This is a genomic window from Aureimonas sp. AU12 (assembly GCF_001463705.1).
Taxonomy (GTDB): domain Bacteria; phylum Pseudomonadota; class Alphaproteobacteria; order Rhizobiales; family Rhizobiaceae; genus Aureimonas.
Genome location: NZ_BBWH01000001.1, coordinates 1 through 19,228 on the forward strand (window position 1 = coordinate 1; position 19,228 = coordinate 19,228).

At 62.6% G+C, this 19,228-nt stretch carries 30 protein-coding genes; all 30 read left to right on the top strand.

All coding sequences use genetic code 11. The annotated features are described in order from the left end of the window. Window positions 1-154: 154 nt before the first annotated feature. The 30 genes from rpsJ to AUL33_RS00150 all read left to right on the top strand — a co-directional run bounded on the left by rpsJ (window position 155) and on the right by AUL33_RS00150 (window position 19,217). Window positions 155-463, top strand: a complete 309-nt coding sequence (rpsJ, locus tag AUL33_RS00005; RefSeq protein ID WP_006205468.1) for a 30S ribosomal protein S10 — start codon at window positions 155-157, stop codon at window positions 461-463. 25 nt (window positions 464-488) lie between these two features. Then, the gene (gene rplC, locus AUL33_RS00010) at window positions 489-1,211 is read left to right on the top strand and encodes a 50S ribosomal protein L3 (RefSeq protein ID WP_062202377.1); all 723 of its coding nucleotides are present in this window, start codon (window positions 489-491) and stop codon (window positions 1,209-1,211) included. Further along, a complete protein-coding gene (gene rplD, locus AUL33_RS00015; RefSeq protein ID WP_062202379.1) occupies window positions 1,211-1,831 on the top strand; it encodes a 50S ribosomal protein L4 in 621 nt (206 codons plus the stop codon). Before rplC ends, rplD begins: the two co-directional genes overlap by 1 nt. Then, a complete protein-coding gene (locus tag AUL33_RS00020) occupies window positions 1,828-2,121 on the top strand; it encodes a 50S ribosomal protein L23 (protein WP_062202381.1) in 294 nt (97 codons plus the stop codon). Before rplD ends, AUL33_RS00020 begins: the two co-directional genes overlap by 4 nt. A gap of 25 nt (window positions 2,122-2,146) precedes the next feature. Then, complete coding sequence (rplB, locus tag AUL33_RS00025; protein ID WP_062202383.1) at window positions 2,147-2,983, top strand: 50S ribosomal protein L2; 837 nt, start codon at window positions 2,147-2,149, stop codon at window positions 2,981-2,983. Between the two features lie 12 nt (window positions 2,984-2,995). Further along, entirely contained in the window at window positions 2,996-3,274 is a 279-nt protein-coding gene (gene rpsS / locus AUL33_RS00030) for a 30S ribosomal protein S19 (RefSeq protein WP_062202385.1), read from the top strand. Between the two features lie 2 nt (window positions 3,275-3,276). Beyond that, window positions 3,277-3,663, top strand: coding sequence for a 50S ribosomal protein L22 (gene rplV / locus AUL33_RS00035; protein ID WP_062202387.1), 387 nt, complete (start codon window positions 3,277-3,279; stop codon window positions 3,661-3,663). Then, window positions 3,663-4,379, top strand: a complete 717-nt coding sequence (gene rpsC, locus AUL33_RS00040) for a 30S ribosomal protein S3 (RefSeq protein ID WP_062202389.1) — start codon at window positions 3,663-3,665, stop codon at window positions 4,377-4,379. Before rplV ends, rpsC begins: the two co-directional genes overlap by 1 nt. 25 nt (window positions 4,380-4,404) lie before the next feature. Further along, window positions 4,405-4,818, top strand: coding sequence for a 50S ribosomal protein L16 (gene rplP / locus AUL33_RS00045; RefSeq protein ID WP_062202391.1), 414 nt, complete (start codon window positions 4,405-4,407; stop codon window positions 4,816-4,818). A 12-nt stretch (window positions 4,819-4,830) separates the two neighbouring features. Next, window positions 4,831-5,031: a 50S ribosomal protein L29 gene (gene rpmC, locus AUL33_RS00050; RefSeq protein WP_062202393.1), complete on the top strand. Its 201-nt coding sequence runs from the start codon at window positions 4,831-4,833 to the stop codon at window positions 5,029-5,031. 11 nt (window positions 5,032-5,042) lie between these two features. After that, entirely contained in the window at window positions 5,043-5,288 is a 246-nt protein-coding gene (gene rpsQ, locus AUL33_RS00055) for a 30S ribosomal protein S17 (protein WP_062202396.1), read from the top strand. A gap of 69 nt (window positions 5,289-5,357) precedes the next feature. Next, window positions 5,358-5,726, top strand: coding sequence for a 50S ribosomal protein L14 (gene rplN / locus AUL33_RS00060; protein ID WP_056504767.1), 369 nt, complete (start codon window positions 5,358-5,360; stop codon window positions 5,724-5,726). 12 nt (window positions 5,727-5,738) lie between these two features. Next, window positions 5,739-6,062, top strand: a complete 324-nt coding sequence (rplX, locus tag AUL33_RS00065; protein WP_062202398.1) for a 50S ribosomal protein L24 — start codon at window positions 5,739-5,741, stop codon at window positions 6,060-6,062. Further along, entirely contained in the window at window positions 6,055-6,618 is a 564-nt protein-coding gene (gene rplE, locus AUL33_RS00070; protein ID WP_062202400.1) for a 50S ribosomal protein L5, read from the top strand. The genes rplX and rplE overlap by 8 nt, the downstream gene beginning before the upstream one ends. A 22-nt stretch (window positions 6,619-6,640) precedes the next feature. Beyond that, complete coding sequence (rpsN, locus tag AUL33_RS00075; RefSeq protein WP_062202401.1) at window positions 6,641-6,946, top strand: 30S ribosomal protein S14; 306 nt, start codon at window positions 6,641-6,643, stop codon at window positions 6,944-6,946. A 12-nt stretch (window positions 6,947-6,958) separates the two neighbouring features. Then, window positions 6,959-7,357 (top strand): 30S ribosomal protein S8, encoded by a 399-nt coding sequence (gene rpsH / locus AUL33_RS00080; protein WP_062202403.1) that lies wholly within the window; start codon window positions 6,959-6,961, stop codon window positions 7,355-7,357. A gap of 44 nt (window positions 7,358-7,401) precedes the next feature. Beyond that, window positions 7,402-7,935, top strand: coding sequence for a 50S ribosomal protein L6 (rplF, locus tag AUL33_RS00085; RefSeq protein ID WP_062202405.1), 534 nt, complete (start codon window positions 7,402-7,404; stop codon window positions 7,933-7,935). A 1-nt stretch (window position 7,936) separates the two neighbouring features. After that, window positions 7,937-8,299 (top strand): 50S ribosomal protein L18, encoded by a 363-nt coding sequence (gene rplR, locus AUL33_RS00090; RefSeq protein WP_062202408.1) that lies wholly within the window; start codon window positions 7,937-7,939, stop codon window positions 8,297-8,299. 149 nt (window positions 8,300-8,448) lie between these two features. Next, window positions 8,449-9,000, top strand: a complete 552-nt coding sequence (gene rpsE, locus AUL33_RS00095; protein ID WP_062202410.1) for a 30S ribosomal protein S5 — start codon at window positions 8,449-8,451, stop codon at window positions 8,998-9,000. Window positions 9,001-9,071: 71 nt separating this feature from the next. Further along, window positions 9,072-9,275 carry a 50S ribosomal protein L30 gene (rpmD, locus tag AUL33_RS00100; RefSeq protein WP_062202412.1) on the top strand — a complete coding sequence of 68 codons (204 nt, stop codon included), beginning with the start codon at window positions 9,072-9,074 and terminating at the stop codon, window positions 9,273-9,275. 16 nt (window positions 9,276-9,291) lie between these two features. Then, window positions 9,292-9,768: a 50S ribosomal protein L15 gene (gene rplO, locus AUL33_RS00105; protein WP_062202414.1), complete on the top strand. Its 477-nt coding sequence runs from the start codon at window positions 9,292-9,294 to the stop codon at window positions 9,766-9,768. Between the two features lie 206 nt (window positions 9,769-9,974). After that, complete coding sequence (gene secY, locus AUL33_RS00110) at window positions 9,975-11,318, top strand: preprotein translocase subunit SecY (protein WP_062202416.1); 1,344 nt, start codon at window positions 9,975-9,977, stop codon at window positions 11,316-11,318. Next, complete coding sequence (locus AUL33_RS00115; protein ID WP_062202418.1) at window positions 11,315-11,908, top strand: adenylate kinase; 594 nt, start codon at window positions 11,315-11,317, stop codon at window positions 11,906-11,908. Before secY ends, AUL33_RS00115 begins: the two co-directional genes overlap by 4 nt. 194 nt (window positions 11,909-12,102) lie before the next feature. After that, window positions 12,103-12,471 carry a 30S ribosomal protein S13 gene (rpsM, locus tag AUL33_RS00120; protein WP_062202420.1) on the top strand — a complete coding sequence of 123 codons (369 nt, stop codon included), beginning with the start codon at window positions 12,103-12,105 and terminating at the stop codon, window positions 12,469-12,471. A 118-nt stretch (window positions 12,472-12,589) separates the two neighbouring features. After that, complete coding sequence (rpsK, locus tag AUL33_RS00125) at window positions 12,590-12,979, top strand: 30S ribosomal protein S11 (protein WP_019998927.1); 390 nt, start codon at window positions 12,590-12,592, stop codon at window positions 12,977-12,979. Window positions 12,980-13,110: 131 nt separating this feature from the next. Next, complete coding sequence (locus tag AUL33_RS00130) at window positions 13,111-14,130, top strand: DNA-directed RNA polymerase subunit alpha (RefSeq protein WP_062202422.1); 1,020 nt, start codon at window positions 13,111-13,113, stop codon at window positions 14,128-14,130. 164 nt (window positions 14,131-14,294) lie between these two features. Continuing rightward, entirely contained in the window at window positions 14,295-14,717 is a 423-nt protein-coding gene (gene rplQ, locus AUL33_RS00135) for a 50S ribosomal protein L17 (RefSeq protein ID WP_062202423.1), read from the top strand. Between the two features lie 130 nt (window positions 14,718-14,847). Then, window positions 14,848-15,870, top strand: coding sequence for an NAD-dependent epimerase/dehydratase family protein (locus AUL33_RS00140; protein WP_062202425.1), 1,023 nt, complete (start codon window positions 14,848-14,850; stop codon window positions 15,868-15,870). Window positions 15,871-16,528: 658 nt separating this feature from the next. Then, complete coding sequence (locus AUL33_RS00145) at window positions 16,529-17,869, top strand: DegQ family serine endoprotease (protein ID WP_082652214.1); 1,341 nt, start codon at window positions 16,529-16,531, stop codon at window positions 17,867-17,869. Window positions 17,870-17,885: 16 nt separating this feature from the next. Continuing rightward, window positions 17,886-19,217 carry a replication-associated recombination protein A gene (locus tag AUL33_RS00150; protein ID WP_062202718.1) on the top strand — a complete coding sequence of 444 codons (1,332 nt, stop codon included), beginning with the start codon at window positions 17,886-17,888 and terminating at the stop codon, window positions 19,215-19,217. Window positions 19,218-19,228: the final 11 nt, after the last annotated feature.

Consider the following 19,228-nt stretch of genomic DNA (forward strand, 5'->3'; position numbering starts at 1 on the left):
TCAATGCGGCGGCTGAACAGGTCGCCGCATCACCGGAGCCCCGGAAGGGGCGGTTGGATCGCTCACGCAGCGCTCCGTTTGAATTGGCTGAAGACTGTTTAGCGTTCGGATAGCGCCGGCTCTCCGGCATGTCTCCGACGAGAGGACGAATTCAATGAACGGCCAGAATATCCGCATCCGCCTTAAGGCGTTCGACCACAGGGTCTTGGACGCTTCCACACGCGAGATCGTTTCGACGGCAAAACGTACTGGCGCGAACGTGCGCGGGCCCATCCCGCTGCCGACGCGCATCGAAAAGTTCACCGTGAACCGCTCGCCGCACGTCGACAAGAAGTCGCGCGAGCAGTTCGAAATGCGTACGCACAAGCGGCTCCTCGACATTGTCGATCCGACCCCGCAGACGGTCGACGCGCTCATGAAACTCGACCTCGCCGCTGGCGTCGATGTCGAGATCAAGCTCTGATCCGAGCACGGGAAGGATAACGCCCATGCGTTCAGGTGTGATTGCACAGAAGGTCGGCATGACCCGCATCTACAACGATGCCGGTGAACATGTTCCGGTTACGGTTCTCAAGATCGAGAACCTTCAGGTCGTCGGTCAGCGGACCCAGGAGAAGAACGGATACACCGCCGTTCAGCTGGGAGTTGGCGTCGCCAAGGTGAAGAACACGTCGAAGCCGATGCGCGGCGTGTTCGCGCAGGCTTCGGTGGAGCCGAAGAAGAAGTTGGCCGAGTTCCGCGTCTCCGATGACAACCTCATCGACGTCGGCGCCGAGATCACGGCAGAGCACTTCGTTCCCGGTCAGCTGGTCGACGTGACCGGCACCTCGATCGGTAAGGGCTTCGCCGGCGCGATCAAGCGCCACAACTTCGGTGGTCTTCGCGCCACCCACGGCGTGTCCGTTTCGCACCGTTCGCACGGTTCGACGGGTCAGCGACAGGATCCCGGCAAGGTCTTCAAGAACAAGAAGATGGCCGGTCACATGGGTCAGACCCGGGTGACCACGCAGAATCTTGAAGTCGTCCGCACGGACGCCGACAAGGGTCTCATCCTGATCCGCGGTGCGGTTCCGGGTTCGAAGGGTGGCTGGATCCTGATCCGCGACGCCGTCAAGTCCGATGCCCCGGCCAACGTGCCGAAGCCGGCTGGTCTGCGTCAGGCTGCCAACACCGGCGCGCAGGCCGAGGTCGCTTCCGAGGGAACGGAATAATGGACATCAAGATCACAACCCTCGCCGGTGGCGAAGCCGGGTCGGTGACCCTGGCGGACGAGATCTTCGGCCTCGAGCCGCGGCAGGACATCCTGCAGCGCATGGTCCGCTACCAGCTGGCAAAGCGCCAGCAGGGTACGCACCAGTCGCTGGGCCGCGCCGAGATCGCTCGTACGGGCGCCAAGCTCTACAAGCAGAAGGGCACCGGTCGTGCTCGTCATGGTTCGGCTCGCGCTCCGCAGTTCCGCGGCGGCGGCAAGGCTCACGGCCCCGTGTCGCGGTCTCATGCTCATGATCTGCCGAAGAAGGTTCGCGCGCTGGCCTTGCGTCATGCGCTGTCTTCAAAGGCCAAGTCGGGCGGCCTGATCGTCATCGACGATCTCGTTTCGCAGGACGGCAAGACGAAGGCGACGCTGTCGCAGTTCGTCGGTCTCGGCCTGACGAACGCGCTGATCATCGGCGGTGCTCAGCTCGACGCGAACTTCTCGCGTTCGGCTCGCAACATCCCGAACATCGACGTGCTGCCGGTTCAGGGCATCAACGTTTACGACATTCTGCGCCGTCAGACGCTCGTCCTGTCGAAGGCGGCGGTCGAGGCTCTTGAGGAGCGCTTCAAATGAGCGACCTTCGTCACTACGACGTCATCACGAGCCCGGTCGTCACTGAGAAGTCGACGATGGTCTCGGAGTTCAACCAGGTGGTCTTCAACGTCCCGGGCACCGCGACCAAGCCGCAGATCAAGGCGGCCGTCGAGTCCCTGTTCGGCGTCAAGGTCACCGCCGTCAACACACTGAACCGGAAGGGCAAGACCCGCCGGTTCAAGGGGCGCCTCGGGCGCCAGAGCGACCAGAAAAAGGCGATCGTGACGCTGGCCGAAGGCCAGTCCATCGACGTCTCCACCGGTCTCTGACGGCTGGCCGCGAGGATAGAAGATCATGGCACTTAAGAATTTCAACCCGGTCACGCCGAGCCAGCGTCAGCTCGTTCTCGTCGACCGGTCGGGTCTCTGGAAGGGTAAGCCGGTCAAGCAGTTGACCGAAGGCCTTTCGCAGAAGGGCGGCCGGAACAACACCGGTCGCATCACCGCCCGTTACCAGGGCGGTGGTCACAAGCGCACCTATCGCACGATCGACTTCAAGCGTCGCAAGTTCGACATGGTCGGCACGGTCGAACGCCTGGAGTACGATCCGAACCGCACGGCGTTCATCGCGCTCCTGCGCTATGAGGATGGCGAGCTCGCCTACATCCTCGCGCCGCAGCGTCTTGCTGCGGGCGACAAGGTCGTGTCGGGTCTCACTGGCATCGACGTCAAGCCGGGCAATGCGATGCCGCTGTCGGCCATGCCGGTTGGCACGATCATCCACAACGTCGAGATGAAGCCCGAGAAGGGCGGTCAGATCGCACGTTCGGCGGGTGCCTATGCGCAGCTCGTCGGTCGCGACCAGGGCATGGCGATCCTTCGCCTGAACTCGGGCGAGCAGCGTCTCGTCCCCGGCTCATGCTTCGCCACGGTCGGTGCCGTCTCGAACCCGGATCACGGCAACATCAACCTTGGCAAGGCAGGTCGTTCGGTCTGGCTCGGTCGTCGTCCGCACGTTCGCGGCGTCGCGATGAACCCGGTCGATCACCCGCACGGCGGTGGTGAAGGTCGCACCTCGGGTGGTCGTCACCCGGTGTCGCCTTGGGGCAAGCCGACGAAGGGCAAGCGGACTCGTCAGAACAAGTCGACCGACAAGTTCATTATGCGCTCGCGCCATCAGCGCAAGAAGTAAGGGAAACACTCCATGACACGTTCAGTCTGGAAAGGTCCGTTCGTTGATGGCTACCTGCTGAAGAAGGCAGAGAAGGTCCGCTCCGGCGGACGCAATGAAGTCATCAAGATCTGGAGCCGTCGTTCCACGATCCTGCCGCAGTTCGTCGGGCTTACGTTCGGCGTCTACAACGGCAACAAGCATATCCCGGTCAATGTCAACGAGGACATGGTCGGTCACAAGTTCGGCGAGTTCTCTCCGACCCGTACGTATTACGGCCACGGCGCCGACAAGAAGGCGAAGAGGAAGTAATCATGGGCAAGGCCAAGGCCGAGCGCGTGCTGAAGGACAACGAGGCGAAAGCAGTCGCCCGTACGATCCGCGTCAGCCCGCAGAAATTGAACCTCGTTGCGCAGATGATCCGCGGCAAGAAGGTGGACCGCGCACTTGCGGAGCTCACGTTCTCGCGCAAGCGGATTGCCGAGACGGTCAAGAAGACGCTCGAGAGCGCCATCGCGAACGCCGAGAACAATCATGATCTCGATGTCGACACGCTGGTCGTGGCCGAGGCGTACGTGGGCAAGTCGATCACGATGAAGCGCTTCCACGCGCGGGGTCGTGGTCGCGCCAGTCGCGTCGAGAAGCCGTTCTCGCATCTGACGATCGTCGTGCGCGAAATCGCCCAAGAGGAGGCCGCCTGATGGGTCAGAAAATCAATCCGATCGGTTTTCGCCTCGGCATCAACCGCACCTGGGATTCTCGTTGGTTCGCCAATACGGGCGAATACGGTAAGCTGCTCCACGAGGACCTTGCGATCCGCAAGTACCTCCTCAACGAGCTGAAGCAGGCTGCGGTCTCCAAGGTCGTCATCGAACGCCCGCACAAGAAGTGCCGCATCACGATCCACTCGGCGCGTCCGGGCATCGTCATCGGCAAGAAGGGCGCGGACATCGAGAAGCTTCGCAAGAAGCTCGCGTCGATGACGAACGCCGAGACGCACATCAACATCGTTGAGGTGCGCAAGCCCGAGACCGATGCGACGCTGGTCGCCCAGTCGATCGCGCAGCAGCTGGAGCGCCGAATTGCGTTCCGTCGCGCGATGAAGCGCGCTGTTCAGTCGGCGATGCGCCTCGGCGCCGAAGGTATCCGCATCAATTGCGGCGGCCGTCTCGGCGGCGCGGAGATCGCGCGCATGGAATGGTATCGCGAGGGACGGGTTCCGCTGCACACTCTGCGCGCTGATGTTGACTACGGGACGGCTGAGGCGCACACGGCGTACGGCGTCTGCGGCGTCAAGGTCTGGGTCTTCAAGGGCGAGATTCTTGAGCACGATCCGATGGCGTCTGAACGTCGTGCGATCGAGGGCGATGCCTCCGGGGGCGGGAACAACCGTCGTCGTGAGCGCGAACACGCCTGATATTCAGGTTTCGGAGTAGAATAAGATGTTGCAGCCAAAGCGCACGAAGTTCCGGAAGGCGTTCAAGGGACGCATTCACGGAGCTTCCAAGGGCGGCGCGATCCTCAGCTTCGGGACGTTCGGTCTGAAGGCTCTGGAGCCCGAGCGGGTCACCGCTCGGCAGATCGAGGCGGCTCGCCGCGCGATCACGCGCCAGATGAAGCGTCAGGGCCGGGTCTGGATCCGGATCTTCCCGGACGTCCCCGTCACCGCGAAGCCGACCGAAGTCCGCATGGGTAAGGGCAAGGGCGCGATCGAGTATTGGGCGGCACGCGTCGCTCCCGGTCGTATCATGTTCGAGATCGACGGCGTTGCCGAAGAGGTCGCGCGCGAAGCGCTCCGTCTCGGTGCCGCAAAGCTTCCGATCCGGACCCGCTTCATCCAGCGCATCGCCGAGTAAGGAAGAGAGATCATGAAAGCCTCCGATCTCACGACCAAGACGCAGGACGAGCTCACCACCGAATTGGGTGCGTTGAAGAAAGAGCAGTTTAATCTGCGCTTCCAACGTGCTACGGGCCAGCTCGAGAACACGTCTCGTGTCAAGGAAATCCGTCGCGACATCGCCCGGATCAAGACCATCGCCCGCCAGAAGGCGGCCACGGCCAAGGCCTGAAGGTAGACAATATGCCGAAACGCGTTTTGCAGGGGACCGTGGTCTCCGACAAGAATGACAAGACGGTCGTCGTGCTCGTGGAGCGTCGCTTCACGCATCCCCTCTTCAAGAAGACCGTTCGTCGGTCGAAGAAGTACAAGGCGCACGACGAGTCCAACCAGTACAAGGTGGGCGATCTCGTCTCCATCGAGGAGACGCGGCCGATCTCGAAGGACAAGACCTGGATCGTCGTTGCCAATCAAGCAGCGGCTCAGTGAACAAACCTGCCGGGTGAGGCGCATCGATCCTGCGCTCCCCGGCTGCTCGTTATGTGAAGGCGGCCTGACATGATTCAGATGCAAACAAACCTCGATGTGGCGGACAATTCCGGCGCCCGTCGTGTCATGTGCATCAAAGTGCTGGGCGGCTCCAAGCGCAAGTACGCTTCGGTCGGCGACATCATCGTCGTCTCGATCAAGGAAGCGATTCCGCGGGGCCGCGTGAAGAAGGGTGACGTGATGAAGGCCGTGGTGGTTCGCACCGCCAAGGACATCCGTCGCGCCGATGGTTCGGTGATCCGGTTCGACCGTAACGCTGCCGTTCTCATCGACAACAAGAAAGAGCCGGTCGGCACCCGTATCTTCGGACCCGTCCCGCGCGAGCTGCGCGGCCGGAACCACATGAAGATAATTTCGCTGGCGCCGGAAGTGCTGTAAGGAACCGGACCCATGCAAAAGATCAAGAAGGGCGACAACGTCGTCGTGCTCGCCGGCAAGGACAAGGGCCAGGCTGGCAAGGTTATCCAGGTGATGCCGAAGGAAGACCGTGCGGTCGTTCAGGGTGTCAATATGGTCAAGCGCCATCAGCGCCAGACCGCGAGCCAGGAAGCTGGCATCATTTCGAAGGAAGCTTCGATCCATCTCTCCAACCTCTCGGTCGCCGACCCGAAGGATGGCAAGCCGACGCGCGTCGGGTTCAAGGTCGTCGGTGAAGGCGAGAACGCCAAGAAGGTCCGCTTCGCCAAGCGTTCGGGAGAACAGATCGATGGTTGAAGCCAGCACGCAGTACACGCCGCGCCTGAAGGCGGTTTACGCCAGCGAGATCCGCAAGCAGCTTCTCGAGGAGTTCAACTACTCCAACGAGATGCAGGTGCCGCGGCTCGACAAGGTCGTGATTAACATGGGCATCGGCGAGGCTACCGGCGATTCGAAGAAGCCTTCGATCGCCGCTGAGGATCTCGCCCGTATCGCCGGCCAGAAGCCGGTGATCACCAAGGCGCGCAATTCGATCGCGGGCTTCAAGGTTCGCGAGAACATGCCGATCGGTGCGAAGGTGACCCTTCGCAAGGATCGCATGTACGAGTTCATCGACCGCCTTGTCCAGATTGCGCTCCCGCGCGTTCGCGACTTTCGTGGCCTGAACCCGAAGAGCTTCGATGGTCGTGGCAATTTCGCCATGGGCATCAAGGAACACATCGTCTTCCCCGAAATCAACTACGACAAGGTTGATCAGATGTGGGGCATGGACATCATCGTGTGTACGACGGCGCAGACGGACGACGAGGCGCGGGCGCTTTTGAAGGCGCTCAACTTCCCGTTCCGCCAGTAACGGCAGGCGAAAAGGAAAACACATGGCTAAGAAAAGCGCCATCGAGAAGAATAAGCGCCGCCAGCAGTTGGTCGAGAAGTTCTCGGCCAAGCGCGCGGCGTTGAAGGCGGTCACGATCGACCAGGCGGCGAGCATGGAGGAACGTTTCCGTGCCCAGCTGCAGTTGGCAGAGCTTCCGCGGAATTCCGCGAAGGTTCGCATCCGCAACCGTTGCGAAGTGACGGGCCGTCCTCGCGCTTATTACCGCAAGCTGAAGATGAGCCGTATCGCGCTTCGCGAGCTCGGCAATTCGGGGCAGATCCCCGGCATCGTCAAGTCGAGCTGGTAAGGAGATAACGAGATGGCTCTTTCCGATCCCCTCGGCGATATGCTCACACGTATTCGCAACGCAACCATGCGCAGCAAGTCGACGGTGGCAACGCCCGCGTCGAAGCTGCGGGCTCGGGTGCTCGACGTTCTCAAGGACGAAGGCTACATCCGCGGCTACACCGAAACGAAGTTCGAGAACGGCACTGCCGAGTTCACGATCGAGCTGAAGTACTATGAGGACGCTCCCGTCATCAAGGAGATCTCTCGTGTGTCGAAGCCTGGTCGTCGCGTCTACGTGTCGGCCAAGACGATTCCGCACGTCGCCAACGGGCTCGGCATTTCGGTCCTGTCGACGCCTAAGGGCGTGATGGCCGATCATGCCGCCCGCGAACAGAACGTCGGTGGCGAGATCCTCTGCCGCGTCTTCTGACGTGGCATAGAGGTTCGTCTCCCGATTAACGGACAGGTACTACGATGTCTCGTATTGGTAAAAAGCCGGTATCCGTACCGAGCGGCGTGACCGCCTCAGTCGACGGTCAGACGGTCAAGGCGAAGGGTCCGAAGGGCGAGTTGTCGTTCGTCGTCAACGAGGAAGTCCTCGTGAAGATGGAAGACGGCGCGATCAAGGTCGATCCACGCGACGAATCGAAGGTGTCGCGGTCGAAGTGGGGCATGTCCCGCACGATGATCGTGAACATCCTCAGCGGTGTGAAGGACGGTTTCGAGAAGCGTCTCGAAATCAACGGCGTCGGTTACCGCGCATCGCTGCAGGGTAAGAACCTGCAGCTGGCGCTTGGCTTCAGCCACGACGTTCTGTATCCGATCCCGGAAGGTATCGCGATTGTCGTCCCGAAGCCGACCGAAATCGTGATCACCGGCATCGACAAGCAGCAGGTCGGTCAAGTTGCAGCCGAGATCCGCGACTATCGCGGTCCCGAGCCCTACAAGGGCAAGGGTGTGAAGTACGCCGGTGAAAAGATCGTCCGCAAGGAAGGCAAGAAGAAGTAAGATGGCTACCCAGAAGGAATTGCTGCGGCGCCGCGCTTCGCGCGTCCGCCGTTCGCTGAAGGCGGTCGCCAACGGTCGTCCTCGCTTGTCGATCCACCGGTCGTCGAAGAACATCTACGCGCAGATCATCGACGACGCACAGGGCCGCACGCTTGCTGCAGCTTCTACGCTCGACATCTCGCTCCGCGATGCGTTGAAGACGGGCGCGGACGTCGCGGCCGCTGCTGCTGTTGGCAAGCTCGTCGCAGAGCGCGCCAAGGAAGCCGGTGTCGTCGACGTCGTGTTCGACCGCGGCGCTTTCATCTACCATGGCCGCATCAAGGCCCTGGCAGACTCCGCTCGCGAGGGCGGTCTGAACTTCTGAACCCATCGTCCGCTTCGGCGGAAACAGGGTTCATTGCGCATGAAGATGGCGAAGCGGGTTTTCCCGCTTGGCCTTTCATGCTTTAAGCCCGGTGCCGCAAGGTCGGCACCGATTTCCAAGACGCCTCCGGAAAAAAATAAGGACAGGATATGGCGCCTCGTAACGAACGAAATGATCGCGAAGAGCGGGACGACGGCTTCGTCGACAAGCTCGTCCACATCAACCGCGTCGCCAAGGTGGTGAAGGGCGGACGTCGCTTCGGCTTTGCCGCTCTTGTCGTCGTCGGCGACCTCAAGGGTCGTGTCGGCTTCGGTCACGGCAAGGCACGCGAAGTGCCGGAAGCAATCCGCAAGGCGACGGAAGCCGCCAAGCGCGACCTGATCTTCGTGCCGCTGCGCGACGGTCGCACGCTGCATCACGATGTGCATGGTCGCCACGGCGCCGGCAAGGTGATCCTGCGCACGGCCGAAGCCGGTACGGGCATCATTGCGGGTGGTCCGATGCGCGCCGTCTTCGAGGCCGTCGGCATGCATGACGTCGTCGCGAAGTCGCTTGGTTCTTCCAACCCCTACAACATGATCCGCGCCACGTTCGACGCCCTCAAGGGTCAGATGCACCCCAAGGATGTCGCGGCGCGTCGCGGTATCAAGTACTCGACGCTCCAGGCTCGCCGTCGCGACCTGGTTGGCGCGGAGGACTGATGGTCTGGCGCGAGGCGCGGGGTTCCGCTGCCTCGCACCCCATCGGATCGTAGGAACAAGGAGCCAACGCAATGGTCGATAAGACCCCCACGGGCAACACCGTCACCATCGAACAGATCGGTAGCCCGAGCCGCCGTCCGAACGATCAGCGTCAGACGCTGGTCGGCCTCGGTCTCAACAAGATGCACCGCGTGCGGACGCTGGAGGACACCCCTTCGGTTCGTGGCATGATCGCTAAGGTCAGCCATCTCGTTCGCGTCGTCGACGGCCAGTGAGCCGGGAGTAGCTGACATGAAACTCAACGAGATCGCCGACAAGGAAGGCGCAACTCATTACGCCAAGCGTCTGGGCCGGGGTATCGGTTCGGGCTCGGGCAAGACCGGCGGACGCGGCGTCAAGGGCCAGAAGGCTCGTTCGGGCGTCGCGATCAACGGCTTCGAGGGCGGCCAGATGCCGCTCTATCGTCGTCTGCCGAAGCGCGGCTTCGTGAACATCTTCGCGAAGAAGTACAACGTCGTTTCGCTGGCGCGGATCGAGAAGGCCATCGAAGACGGCAAGCTCGACGGTACTGCGACGATCGACGCGGATGCGTTAAAGGCCGCAGGCATCGTTCGCCGAGCCCGTATCGGCGTTCGGATTCTTGGCGATGGCGAAGTCTCGCGCAAGCTGACCATCTCGGTCGACGGGGCGTCGAAGTCGGCGGTCGAGAAGGTCGAGAAGGCCGGCGGTTCGCTGACCGTGTCGACGCCGGCAGCCGTCGAAGCCTGAGCGATCCGCTCACGTCCTGAACCAGTATTGACGGCCGCTCCCTCGGGGCGGCCGTTTCCATGTCGAAGGGCCGCTGTCGGCGAATTTGCTTGTGTTTCGCGCGCAGAGGTCGTTTTACAGTATCGAAACGAGCGCGGTGGAATCGTGGGTTCGGCAGACCGCCGCCCGAGAATCGCGCTCTGGGGCAACCCGGAGAGATCTCACATATGGCATCGGCCGCGGAACAACTCGCCTCAAACCTGAATTTTGCCGCCTTCTCGAAGGCCGAGGATCTGAAGAAGCGCATCTGGTTCACGCTGGGTGCGCTGCTCGTGTATCGGCTGGGAACCTATATTCCCATGCCGGGTATCGATCCGCAGGCGCTCGCCCAGGCCTTCCAGCAACAGTCGACCGGCATTCTCGGCCTGTTCAACATGTTCGCAGGCGGCGCAGTCGGTCGCATGGCGATCTTCGCCCTCGGCATCATGCCGTATATCTCGGCCTCGATCATCATTCAGCTGATGACGTCGGTGATCCCCGCGCTCGAAACCCTCAAGAAGGAGGGCGAGCAGGGCCGCAAGGTCATCAACCAGTACACGCGCTACGGCACGGTTCTGCTGGCGACGGTTCAGGCCTATGGCATTGCAGCCGGGCTGCAGGCATCCAGCAACATCGTCACGAGCCCTGGTACGTTCTTCATCGTGTCGAGCGTGATCACGCTCGTGGGCGGTACGATGTTCCTGATGTGGCTGGGTGAGCAGATCACCGCCCGTGGCATCGGCAACGGCATTTCGCTGATCATCTTCGCGGGCATCGCGGCCAACCTGCCGGCGGCTCTGGCGCAGCTCCTCGAGCTCGGTCGCACCGGTGCGCTGTCGACGGCGATCATCCTCCTCGTCATCGTCGTTGTGGTGGTCTGCATCGCTGGCGTCGTGTTCTTCGAGCGGGCGCAGCGCAAGCTGCTGATCCAGTATCCCAAGCGCCAGGTTGGCAACCGGATGTTCCAGGGCGACACGTCGCACCTGCCGTTGAAGCTGAACACAGCGGGCGTCATCCCTCCGATCTTCGCGTCCTCGTTGCTGCTTCTGCCGGTGACGATTGCGAACTTCTCGGACACGAGCCGGCTGCCGGGTTGGGCTTCTGGGATCATCGCGTCGCTCGGCCACGGCCAGCCGCTCTACATGATGCTCTACGCGGGCATGATCGCGTTCTTCGCGTTCTTCTACACCGCTATCGTCTTCAATCCGAAGGACACGGCCGACAATCTGAAGAAGCACGGTGGCTTCATCCCGGGCATTCGTCCGGGCGAGCGGACGGCGGATTACATCGATTACGTTCTGACGCGGATCACCGTGGTTGGGGCAATCTACCTGGTGGTGATCTGTCTCCTTCCGGAGATCCTGATCTCCGCGGCGGGCATTCCGTTTTATCTCGGCGGCACCTCGCTTCTCATCGTGGTTTCGGTCACGATGGACACGGTGGCGCAGATCCAGGGTCACCTCCTGGCCCATCAATACGAAGGCCTCGTCAAGAAGGCGAAGCTGCGCGGAGGAAAACGGGGAGCCCGATGAGATTGATTCTGCTTGGTCCGCCAGGGGCGGGAAAAGGAACACAAGCCCAGCGTCTCATCGAGAAGTACGCGATACCGCAACTTTCCACCGGCGACATGCTGCGTGAGGCCGTCGCCAAGCAGACGGAGATCGGACGCAAGGCGCAGGCGGTCATGGATGCGGGGCAGCTCGTCTCCGACGAGATCGTCATCGGTATCGTGGCGGAGCGGATCGAGCAGGCGGATGCGCGTCGCGGCTTCGTTCTCGACGGATTCCCTCGGACGCTGGCGCAGGCCGAAGCGCTCGATCGGATGCTGGCCGAACGCGATCTATCGCTGGATGCGGTGATCGAGTTCAGGGTCGATGAGGAGAAGCTCGTGTCCCGCATCGAGAAGCGAGCGCGTGAAACGGCGGAGGCCGGTCTGCCGGTTCGCAAGGACGATACGCCGGACGTGTTCCGGCGTCGTCTTGACGAGTTTCGTCAGCTGACCGCTGCGGTGGCGCCGTTCTATCGTCAAAAGGGGATCGCCCGTCAGATCGACGGCATGGCACCGATCGACACGGTGACGTCGGAGATCGATGCCGTCCTGTCAGAACGCGTCACGGTCTAGGGTCTTCCGGCGAGTTGACACATTGGACGGGAATCTTATAAGGACCGACCCAATTCGCGCAACTGTGAGCGATCGGAGCTTTAGCCGCTTGGCGGCTCGGCTCCGGTCGTTCGGCGTTTGAAGAGAGCGGGATCGTCGAAATCCCGCTCGCAAGACAATCTTCGCGGCGGATCCGCGACCAAAGGAGGCTCAACTTGGCCCGTATTGCTGGCGTCAACATCCCCACGAACAAGCGCGTCGTCGTCGCGCTTCAGTATATCCACGGCATCGGCCCGCGTTTCGCGCGCGAGATCGTCCAGAAGGTCAGTCTCGGCGACGAGCGTCGCGTGAACGATCTCTCGGACGCCGAAGTCCTGCAGATCCGCGAGATCATCGATCGCGACTACCGCGTCGAGGGTGATCTGCGTCGCGAGACGTCGATGAACATCAAGCGTCTGATGGACCTTGGCTGCTACCGTGGCCTTCGTCACCGTCGCGGTCTTCCGGTCCGTGGTCAGCGCACGCACACGAACGCCCGCACCCGTAAGGGTCCGGCGAAGGCGATTGCCGGTAAGAAGAAGTAATCAGCTCCGCGCCATCGATGGCGCGTCGTTGAGAGGTTTCGCGTGGCTGGCCAAGTTGGCCGCCGCGCGGGTGGAGCCGCCGGCATTACGGCGGTGTCGAGATCCAGGGAATTGAGACATGGCTAAGGAAGCGCAACGCGTTCGTCGTCGCGAGCGGAAGAACATCATTTCGGGCGTCGCCCACGTGAATTCTTCCTTCAACAACACGCTGATCACCATTACCGACGCGCAGGGCAACACGATTGCCTGGTCGTCGGCAGGTGCACAGGGCTTCAAGGGCTCGCGCAAGTCGACCCCCTTCGCGGCGCAGATCGCGGCCGAAGATGCGGCCAAGAAGGCGCAGGAACACGGCATGCGGACGCTGGAAGTCGAGGTCTGCGGTCCCGGTTCGGGTCGTGAGTCGGCGCTCCGTGCGTTGCAGGCGTCCGGGTTCACCATCACGTCGATCCGCGACGTGACGCCGATCCCGCACAATGGCGTTCGCCCTCGCAAGAAGCGCCGCGTCTAAACTGAAGAGTGTCCGAGTTTGGCCGCGCAGCTTCCGGGTTGCGCGGCTTTCGCCGTATCCGGGAAGCCGATCCTTCCCTCAGACCTATCGCCACGATTGGATGGTGGCGAGGTAACTGAAAGGCAAGCGTGATGATCGCTAGCAACTGGCAAGACCTGACCAAGCCCAACCAGGTCGTCTTCAAGAGCGGTGGCAGCAGGACGAAGGCGTCGCTCGTGGCCGAGCCGCTCGAGCGCGGCTTCGGCCTGACGCTCGGCAATGCGCTTCGCCGCGTGCTGCTCTCGTCGCTGCAGGGCGCTGCGGTGACCGCCGTCCAGATCGACGGCGTGTTGCACGAGTTCTCGTCGATCGCTGGCGTGCGCGAAGACGTGACGGACATCGTCCTGAACGTCAAGGAAATCGCCATCGGCATGCAGGGCGAGGGCCCGAAGCGTATGGTGCTTCGCAAGTCCGGTCCCGGCGTCGTGTTGGCGGGCGACATTCAGACCGTTGGCGACATCGAGATCCTCAACCCGGAACACGAGATCTGCACGCTCGACGAGGGTGCCGAGATCCGGATGGAGTTCACGGTGAACACCGGCAAGGGCTACATCCCCGCCGATCAGAACCGCGCGGAAGACGCTCCGATCGGCCTGATCCCGGTCGACTCGCTGTTCTCGCCGGTGAAGAAGGTGTCCTACAAGGTCGAGAATACCCGCGAAGGGCAGGATCTCAACAAGGACAAGCTGACGATGGACATCGTCACCGATGGTTCGATCAGCGGCGAAGACGCGGTGGCCTACGCCGCCCGTATTCTGCAGGATCAGCTGTCGGTCTTCGTGAACTTCGAGGAGCCGCAGCGCGAAGTGCGCGGCGCCGAGGAGCATATCGCGGAGCTGGCCTTTAATCCGGCTCTATTGAAGAAGGTCGATGAGCTCGAGCTTTCGGTGCGTTCGGCCAACTGTCTGAAGAACGACAATATTGTCTACATTGGCGATCTCATTCAGAAGACCGAGGCGGAGATGCTCCGCACTCCGAACTTCGGTCGCAAGTCGCTCAACGAAATCAAGGAAGTGCTGGCCTCGATGGGTCTGCACCTCGGAATGGAAGTCAACGCCTGGCCGCCGGAGAACATCGACGATCTGGCCAAGCGCTACGAAGATCAGTACTGAGGGTTCACCTCCTAGTCTGAGACCGAGAGGGAGGCTCGCCGCGGGAGCGGCGGGGCTTCGATACAACGAAAAGAAGATTCAAAGGCACATGCACTGGCCACTCCGGCCGGGATGCGAGGATGCCGACCCCGAGCGTAAGCCGGACCTGAACGAGGAACAAACCCATGCGCCACGGTAGCCGCGGACGTAAACTCAACCGCACCCACGAGCATCGCAAAGCGATGTTCGCCAACATGGTCGCGTCGCTGATCGAGCACGAGCAGATCGTGACGACGCTTCCCAAGGCGAAGGATCTTCGCCCGATCATGGAAAAGATGATCACCCTCGGCAAGCGCGGCGATCTGCACGCTCGTCGTCAGGCGATCAGCCAGGTTCGCGACGAACTCGTGATCCGGAAGCTCTTCGACACGCTTGGCCCGCGCTATGCGGAGCGCCAGGGCGGCTATTGCCGCGTGCTGAAGGCTGGCTTCCGCCGCGGTGACAACGCGCCGATGGCCGTGATCGAGTTCGTTGATCGGGACGTCAACGCACGCGGCTCGATCGACCGCGCCCGCATCGAAGCCGAAGGCAATAACGACGCGGCCTGATCGGCATCTTCGACGGAATACAGGATGAGGGGGCTCCTATCGGGGCCCCTTTTTTTCGTGAGCATGGCAGATACTGGGTCGGCGAGCCGTTGCGGCTCGTTGTGGACCGAGGTGGCAGCAGGAGTGCGAGATGACGGACGATCTGGTGCTGGTGACGGGCGCGTCGGGGTTCATTGCCAAGCACATCGTGCTCGACGCCATTCGCGCCGGATATCGGGTCCGCGGGACGGTGCGCGACGTCGAGCGGAAAGGGGCTGAGGTCACAGCGGTCCTTCGCGCAGCCAGTGTGGATGCTTCGCGGTTCGAGCCTGTCCCGGCAGACCTTTTGCAGGATACCGGATGGGACGAAGCGGCGGCGGGATGCCGGTTCGTGCTTCACACGGCTTCGCCGTTCCCACAGGCGCAGCCGCGTGACAAGTTCGGGTTGGTGCCAGCGGCCAAGGGCGGGACGCTGCGCGTACTGGAAGCTGCAAAAGCGGCGGGTGTCGAGCGTGTCGTTCTGACGTCTTCCGTGGCGTCGGTCTTTTACGGACATCCCGACCGGGGAGAGCGTCCGTTCGGTGAAGCCGATTTCTCCAACGTTGAGAGCGCCGAGATCTCTCCCTATGCCGTGTCGAAGACGATGGCGGAACTAGCCGCTTGGGAGTGTCTCCGGGGATCGGCGACGGAACTCGCCACGATCAACCCATCTCTGGTGTTCGGTCCGGCGCTCGACGGGACGGTCGGCACGTCGCTCCGTCTCCTCGCGATGATGATGAACAAGCGGCTCCCCATGCTGCCGAATGTCGCGTTCGGCATCGTCGATGTCCGCGATGTGGCGGCAGCACATCTTGCAGCGATGACCGAGCCGGCGGCCAAGGGGCGCCGCTTCGTCGTCAGTTCGGAAACCCGAACCCTTCTGGACATGGCAGCGACCGTGGGGAGGAGCCGACCGGCGTTCGCAAAGAGGGTGACGCGCCGCCGGTTGCCATCGGTGCTGATGAAGGCCGCAGCGCTGATCTCGCCTTCAGCGCGTATGCTGGCGACGGAGATCGATCGAGTAAAGTGTCTCGACACGACTCCGGCCGTTAGGATTCTTGGCCTCCGCATGCGATCGGGAGACGACGCGATTCTATCCGCCGCCGACAGCCTCGTGACGCATGGGCTTGTCTAACGGAGGGTGATCATAGATCGCGATAGAAGCCGCTGCTGCATGTCGGTGCAAAAAGATCGTGCGCCGATGCCTCTGTATGATGAGAGATGTTGCAATTCTGCGATAGCGAGCGGCGCGATGAGCGTGCGATATCACTGTATCGCCGGCACCCCCACCAAATAAAGCCACGCGAAGGCAACCTTTGCCTTTCTGTGGCATTTTGTTGGCGAATGGGGACGTTCGCCGGTCAGCGTTGCGGCAAGTTTACACGGATTAAACGAATACTATGGATAATAGAGGCTCTTTCACAACAACGAGCGAGTTCTCGATGCGTCGTACAGTGCTGACCCTTCTCGGTGCCGTTTTCGCGTTTGGTATTCTAACCGCGAGCTACGCGACGGCAGAGTTGCCGGAAGCGACAGCAATGGCGGCGGAAGCCAACACGCTCACGCGCTGAGACAGTGGCGGACATGAAAATCGAAAAGGGCCCTCGTGGCCCTTTTTTCGTTTGATCTAGCGTTCATAGCTTGCACCGGTCTGGCGAGGGGATGCAATCCCCAGCGTCTCGGACATTCAGCATGAGGTCATCGTTTTGCAGCGAGTTCGCGGAAGCCTTCTAGCCACCGTCCTGTCGACCGGGATTCTGATACCTGCTGCGTCCGCGCAGACGGCAACCGGAATGCCGACTCCGATCCAACCGATGACGCGGGTGCCAGCCGAGGCGAGCGAGATCAAGCTGTCCTTCGCGCCGCTGGTGCGAAGCACCGCGCCGGCGGTCGTCAACGTGTACGCCGCCCGTCGCGTGCAGCAGCGCAGTCCCTTCGCGGGCGATCCTTTCTTCGAGCAGTTCTTCGGCAGCGCCCAGCGTAAGCCGCGTATGGAATCATCGCTCGGCTCCGGTGTCATGGTCGATCCCGCCGGCCTCTTGGTGACGAACAACCACGTGATCGAAGGCGCCGACGAGATCCGGGTCGCGTTGGCGGATGGACGCGAGTTCGATGCCCGGGTGCTGCTGAAGGATGCACGCGCAGATCTCGCCGTTCTGAAGATCGCATCGTCCGAAGCATTTCCCGCCGTGGCTTTGGCCGACTCCGATCGGACCGAGATTGGCGATCTCGTGTTGGCGATCGGCAATCCGTTCGGAATCGGGCAGACCGTGACGAACGGCATCGTATCGGCACTGGCGCGAACCCATGTCGGCACCAATGACGTCGGATACTTCATCCAGACCGATGCCGCGATCAATCCCGGCAACTCGGGTGGCGCGCTCGTCGACATGCGGGGCGAACTCGTCGGCGTCAACACTGCGATCTTCTCGCGTTCCGGCGGCTCGAACGGTATCGGGTTCGCCATCCCTTCGAACATGGTCCGAGCCTTCGTCGCGGCGGCGCGAAGCGGCGGACGTTTCGAGCGCCCCTATATCGGCGCGAGTTTCGTCCCGGTGACGCAGGATATCGCCGATGCGCTGGGAATGACGCGGCCGCTCGGCGCCCTCGTGCAAGGCGTCGCAGATGGTGCTCCGGCCGAAGAGGCTGGCCTGCGGGAGGGCGACGTGGTGCTCGCCCTCAACGGCTTCCCGATCGAAAATCCCGATTCGTTGGGCTACCGCTTGGCGACGGCGGGTCTCGGCACGTCTGCCAAGCTTCAAGTCCGCTCGACGCGCGGCGACGAGGAAGACCTGACGATGGATCTCGTGCCCCCACCGGAGGAGCCTGCTCGGGACGAGCGCCTGCTGGATGGCAACACGCCGTTCGCCGGTGCGACGGTCGCCAACTTGTCGCCACGGCTGGCAGATGAACTCGAATTGCCGCAGTCGCGCCGTGGCGTTGTGGTCGCCGCCGTCAAGCCGGGAACGCCTGCCATGCGGCTCGGCTTGCAGCCCAAGGATATCGTGGTCACGCTGAACGGGGATCCCGTCGATTCGAGCGCCGATCTCGAGCGGCGGTCCGAGGACGGGCGGCGCGGATGGAAGGTCGAGGTCGATCGTGGCGGTCAGCGGCTGGTCCAGACGATCCGCTGACGCGGAGGAGACGATGATGACGGACCTGTTCGGATCGGCGCCGGAGCCCGGGCGCCGACGCGAGGCCGCCGCAGACGAGACCCGCCGGCCGTTGGCCGATCGGTTGCGGCCGCAAACCCTCGGCGAGGTCGTGGGACAGGAGCATCTGACGGGGCCCGCTGGTGCGCTGACGCGAATGCTTTCGAGCGGCAGCCTGGGCTCCACCATCTTCTGGGGCCCACCCGGTACGGGGAAGACCACCGTCGCCCGCCTGATGGCCCGGGAGGTGGATTTTGCGTTCGAGCAGATCTCGGCAATCTTCTCGGGCGTCGCCGATCTGAAGAAGGTCTTCGAGTCGGCGCGCCTGCGGCGCAGCAATGGGCGGCAGACGCTGCTCTTCGTCGACGAGATCCATCGTTTCAACCGGGCGCAACAGGACTCGTTCCTGCCCGTGTTGGAAGACGGGACGGTGGTGCTCGTCGGCGCCACGACGGAAAACCCGTCTTTCGAACTGAACGCCGCGCTTCTGTCGCGCGCCCGCGTGCTGACGTTCAAGGCGCATGATGCTGAGAGCCTCGAACAGTTGCTCGGGCGTGCGGAAGCCATCGAGGCGAAGCTGCTGCCGTTGGACGAGGAGGCGAGGGCGGTTCTCGTTCGCATGGCCGACGGCGACGGCCGCGCGATCCTGACGCTGGCCGAGGAGGTGTGGCGCGCCGCCAAGCCGGGTGAGACGATCGATGCGGAAACGCTGCAGCGCATCGTTCAGCGTCGTGCGCCCGTCTACGACAAGGGGCAGGACGGCCACTACAATCTGATCTCGGCGCTGCACAAGTCCGTGCGCGGGTCGGATCCGGACGCGGCACTCTACTATCTCTGCCGGATGCTCGATGCCGGCGAGGATCCGCTCTATCTCGGTCGCCGACTGGTGCGTATGGCGTCGGAGGATATCGGTCTGGCCGATCCGCAGGCCCTGGTGATCGCGAGCGCGGCGAAGGACGCCTACGACTATCTCGGTTCGCCCGAGGGGGAACTGGCGCTCGCGCAGGCCACCGTCTATCTCGCATCCGCGCCCAAATCGAACGCAGTCTATGTCGCCTACAAGGCGGCCATGCGGGCAGCGAAGGAGAACGGCTCCCTGCTGCCGCCGCGCCATATCCTGAATGCGCCGACGAAGCTGATGAAGGAGGAAGGCTATGGGGATGGATACGCCTACGATCACGACGCGCCCGGCGCCTTCTCGGGGCAGGACTATTTTCCGGAGGGGCTGGGACGCCAGCGCTTCTACGAGCCGACGAACCGCGGCGCCGAGGCTCGGATCGGGCAACGGCTGGCGGAATGGGACGACATCCGACGGCGCCGGGGTGGCTGAGCAACCGATGC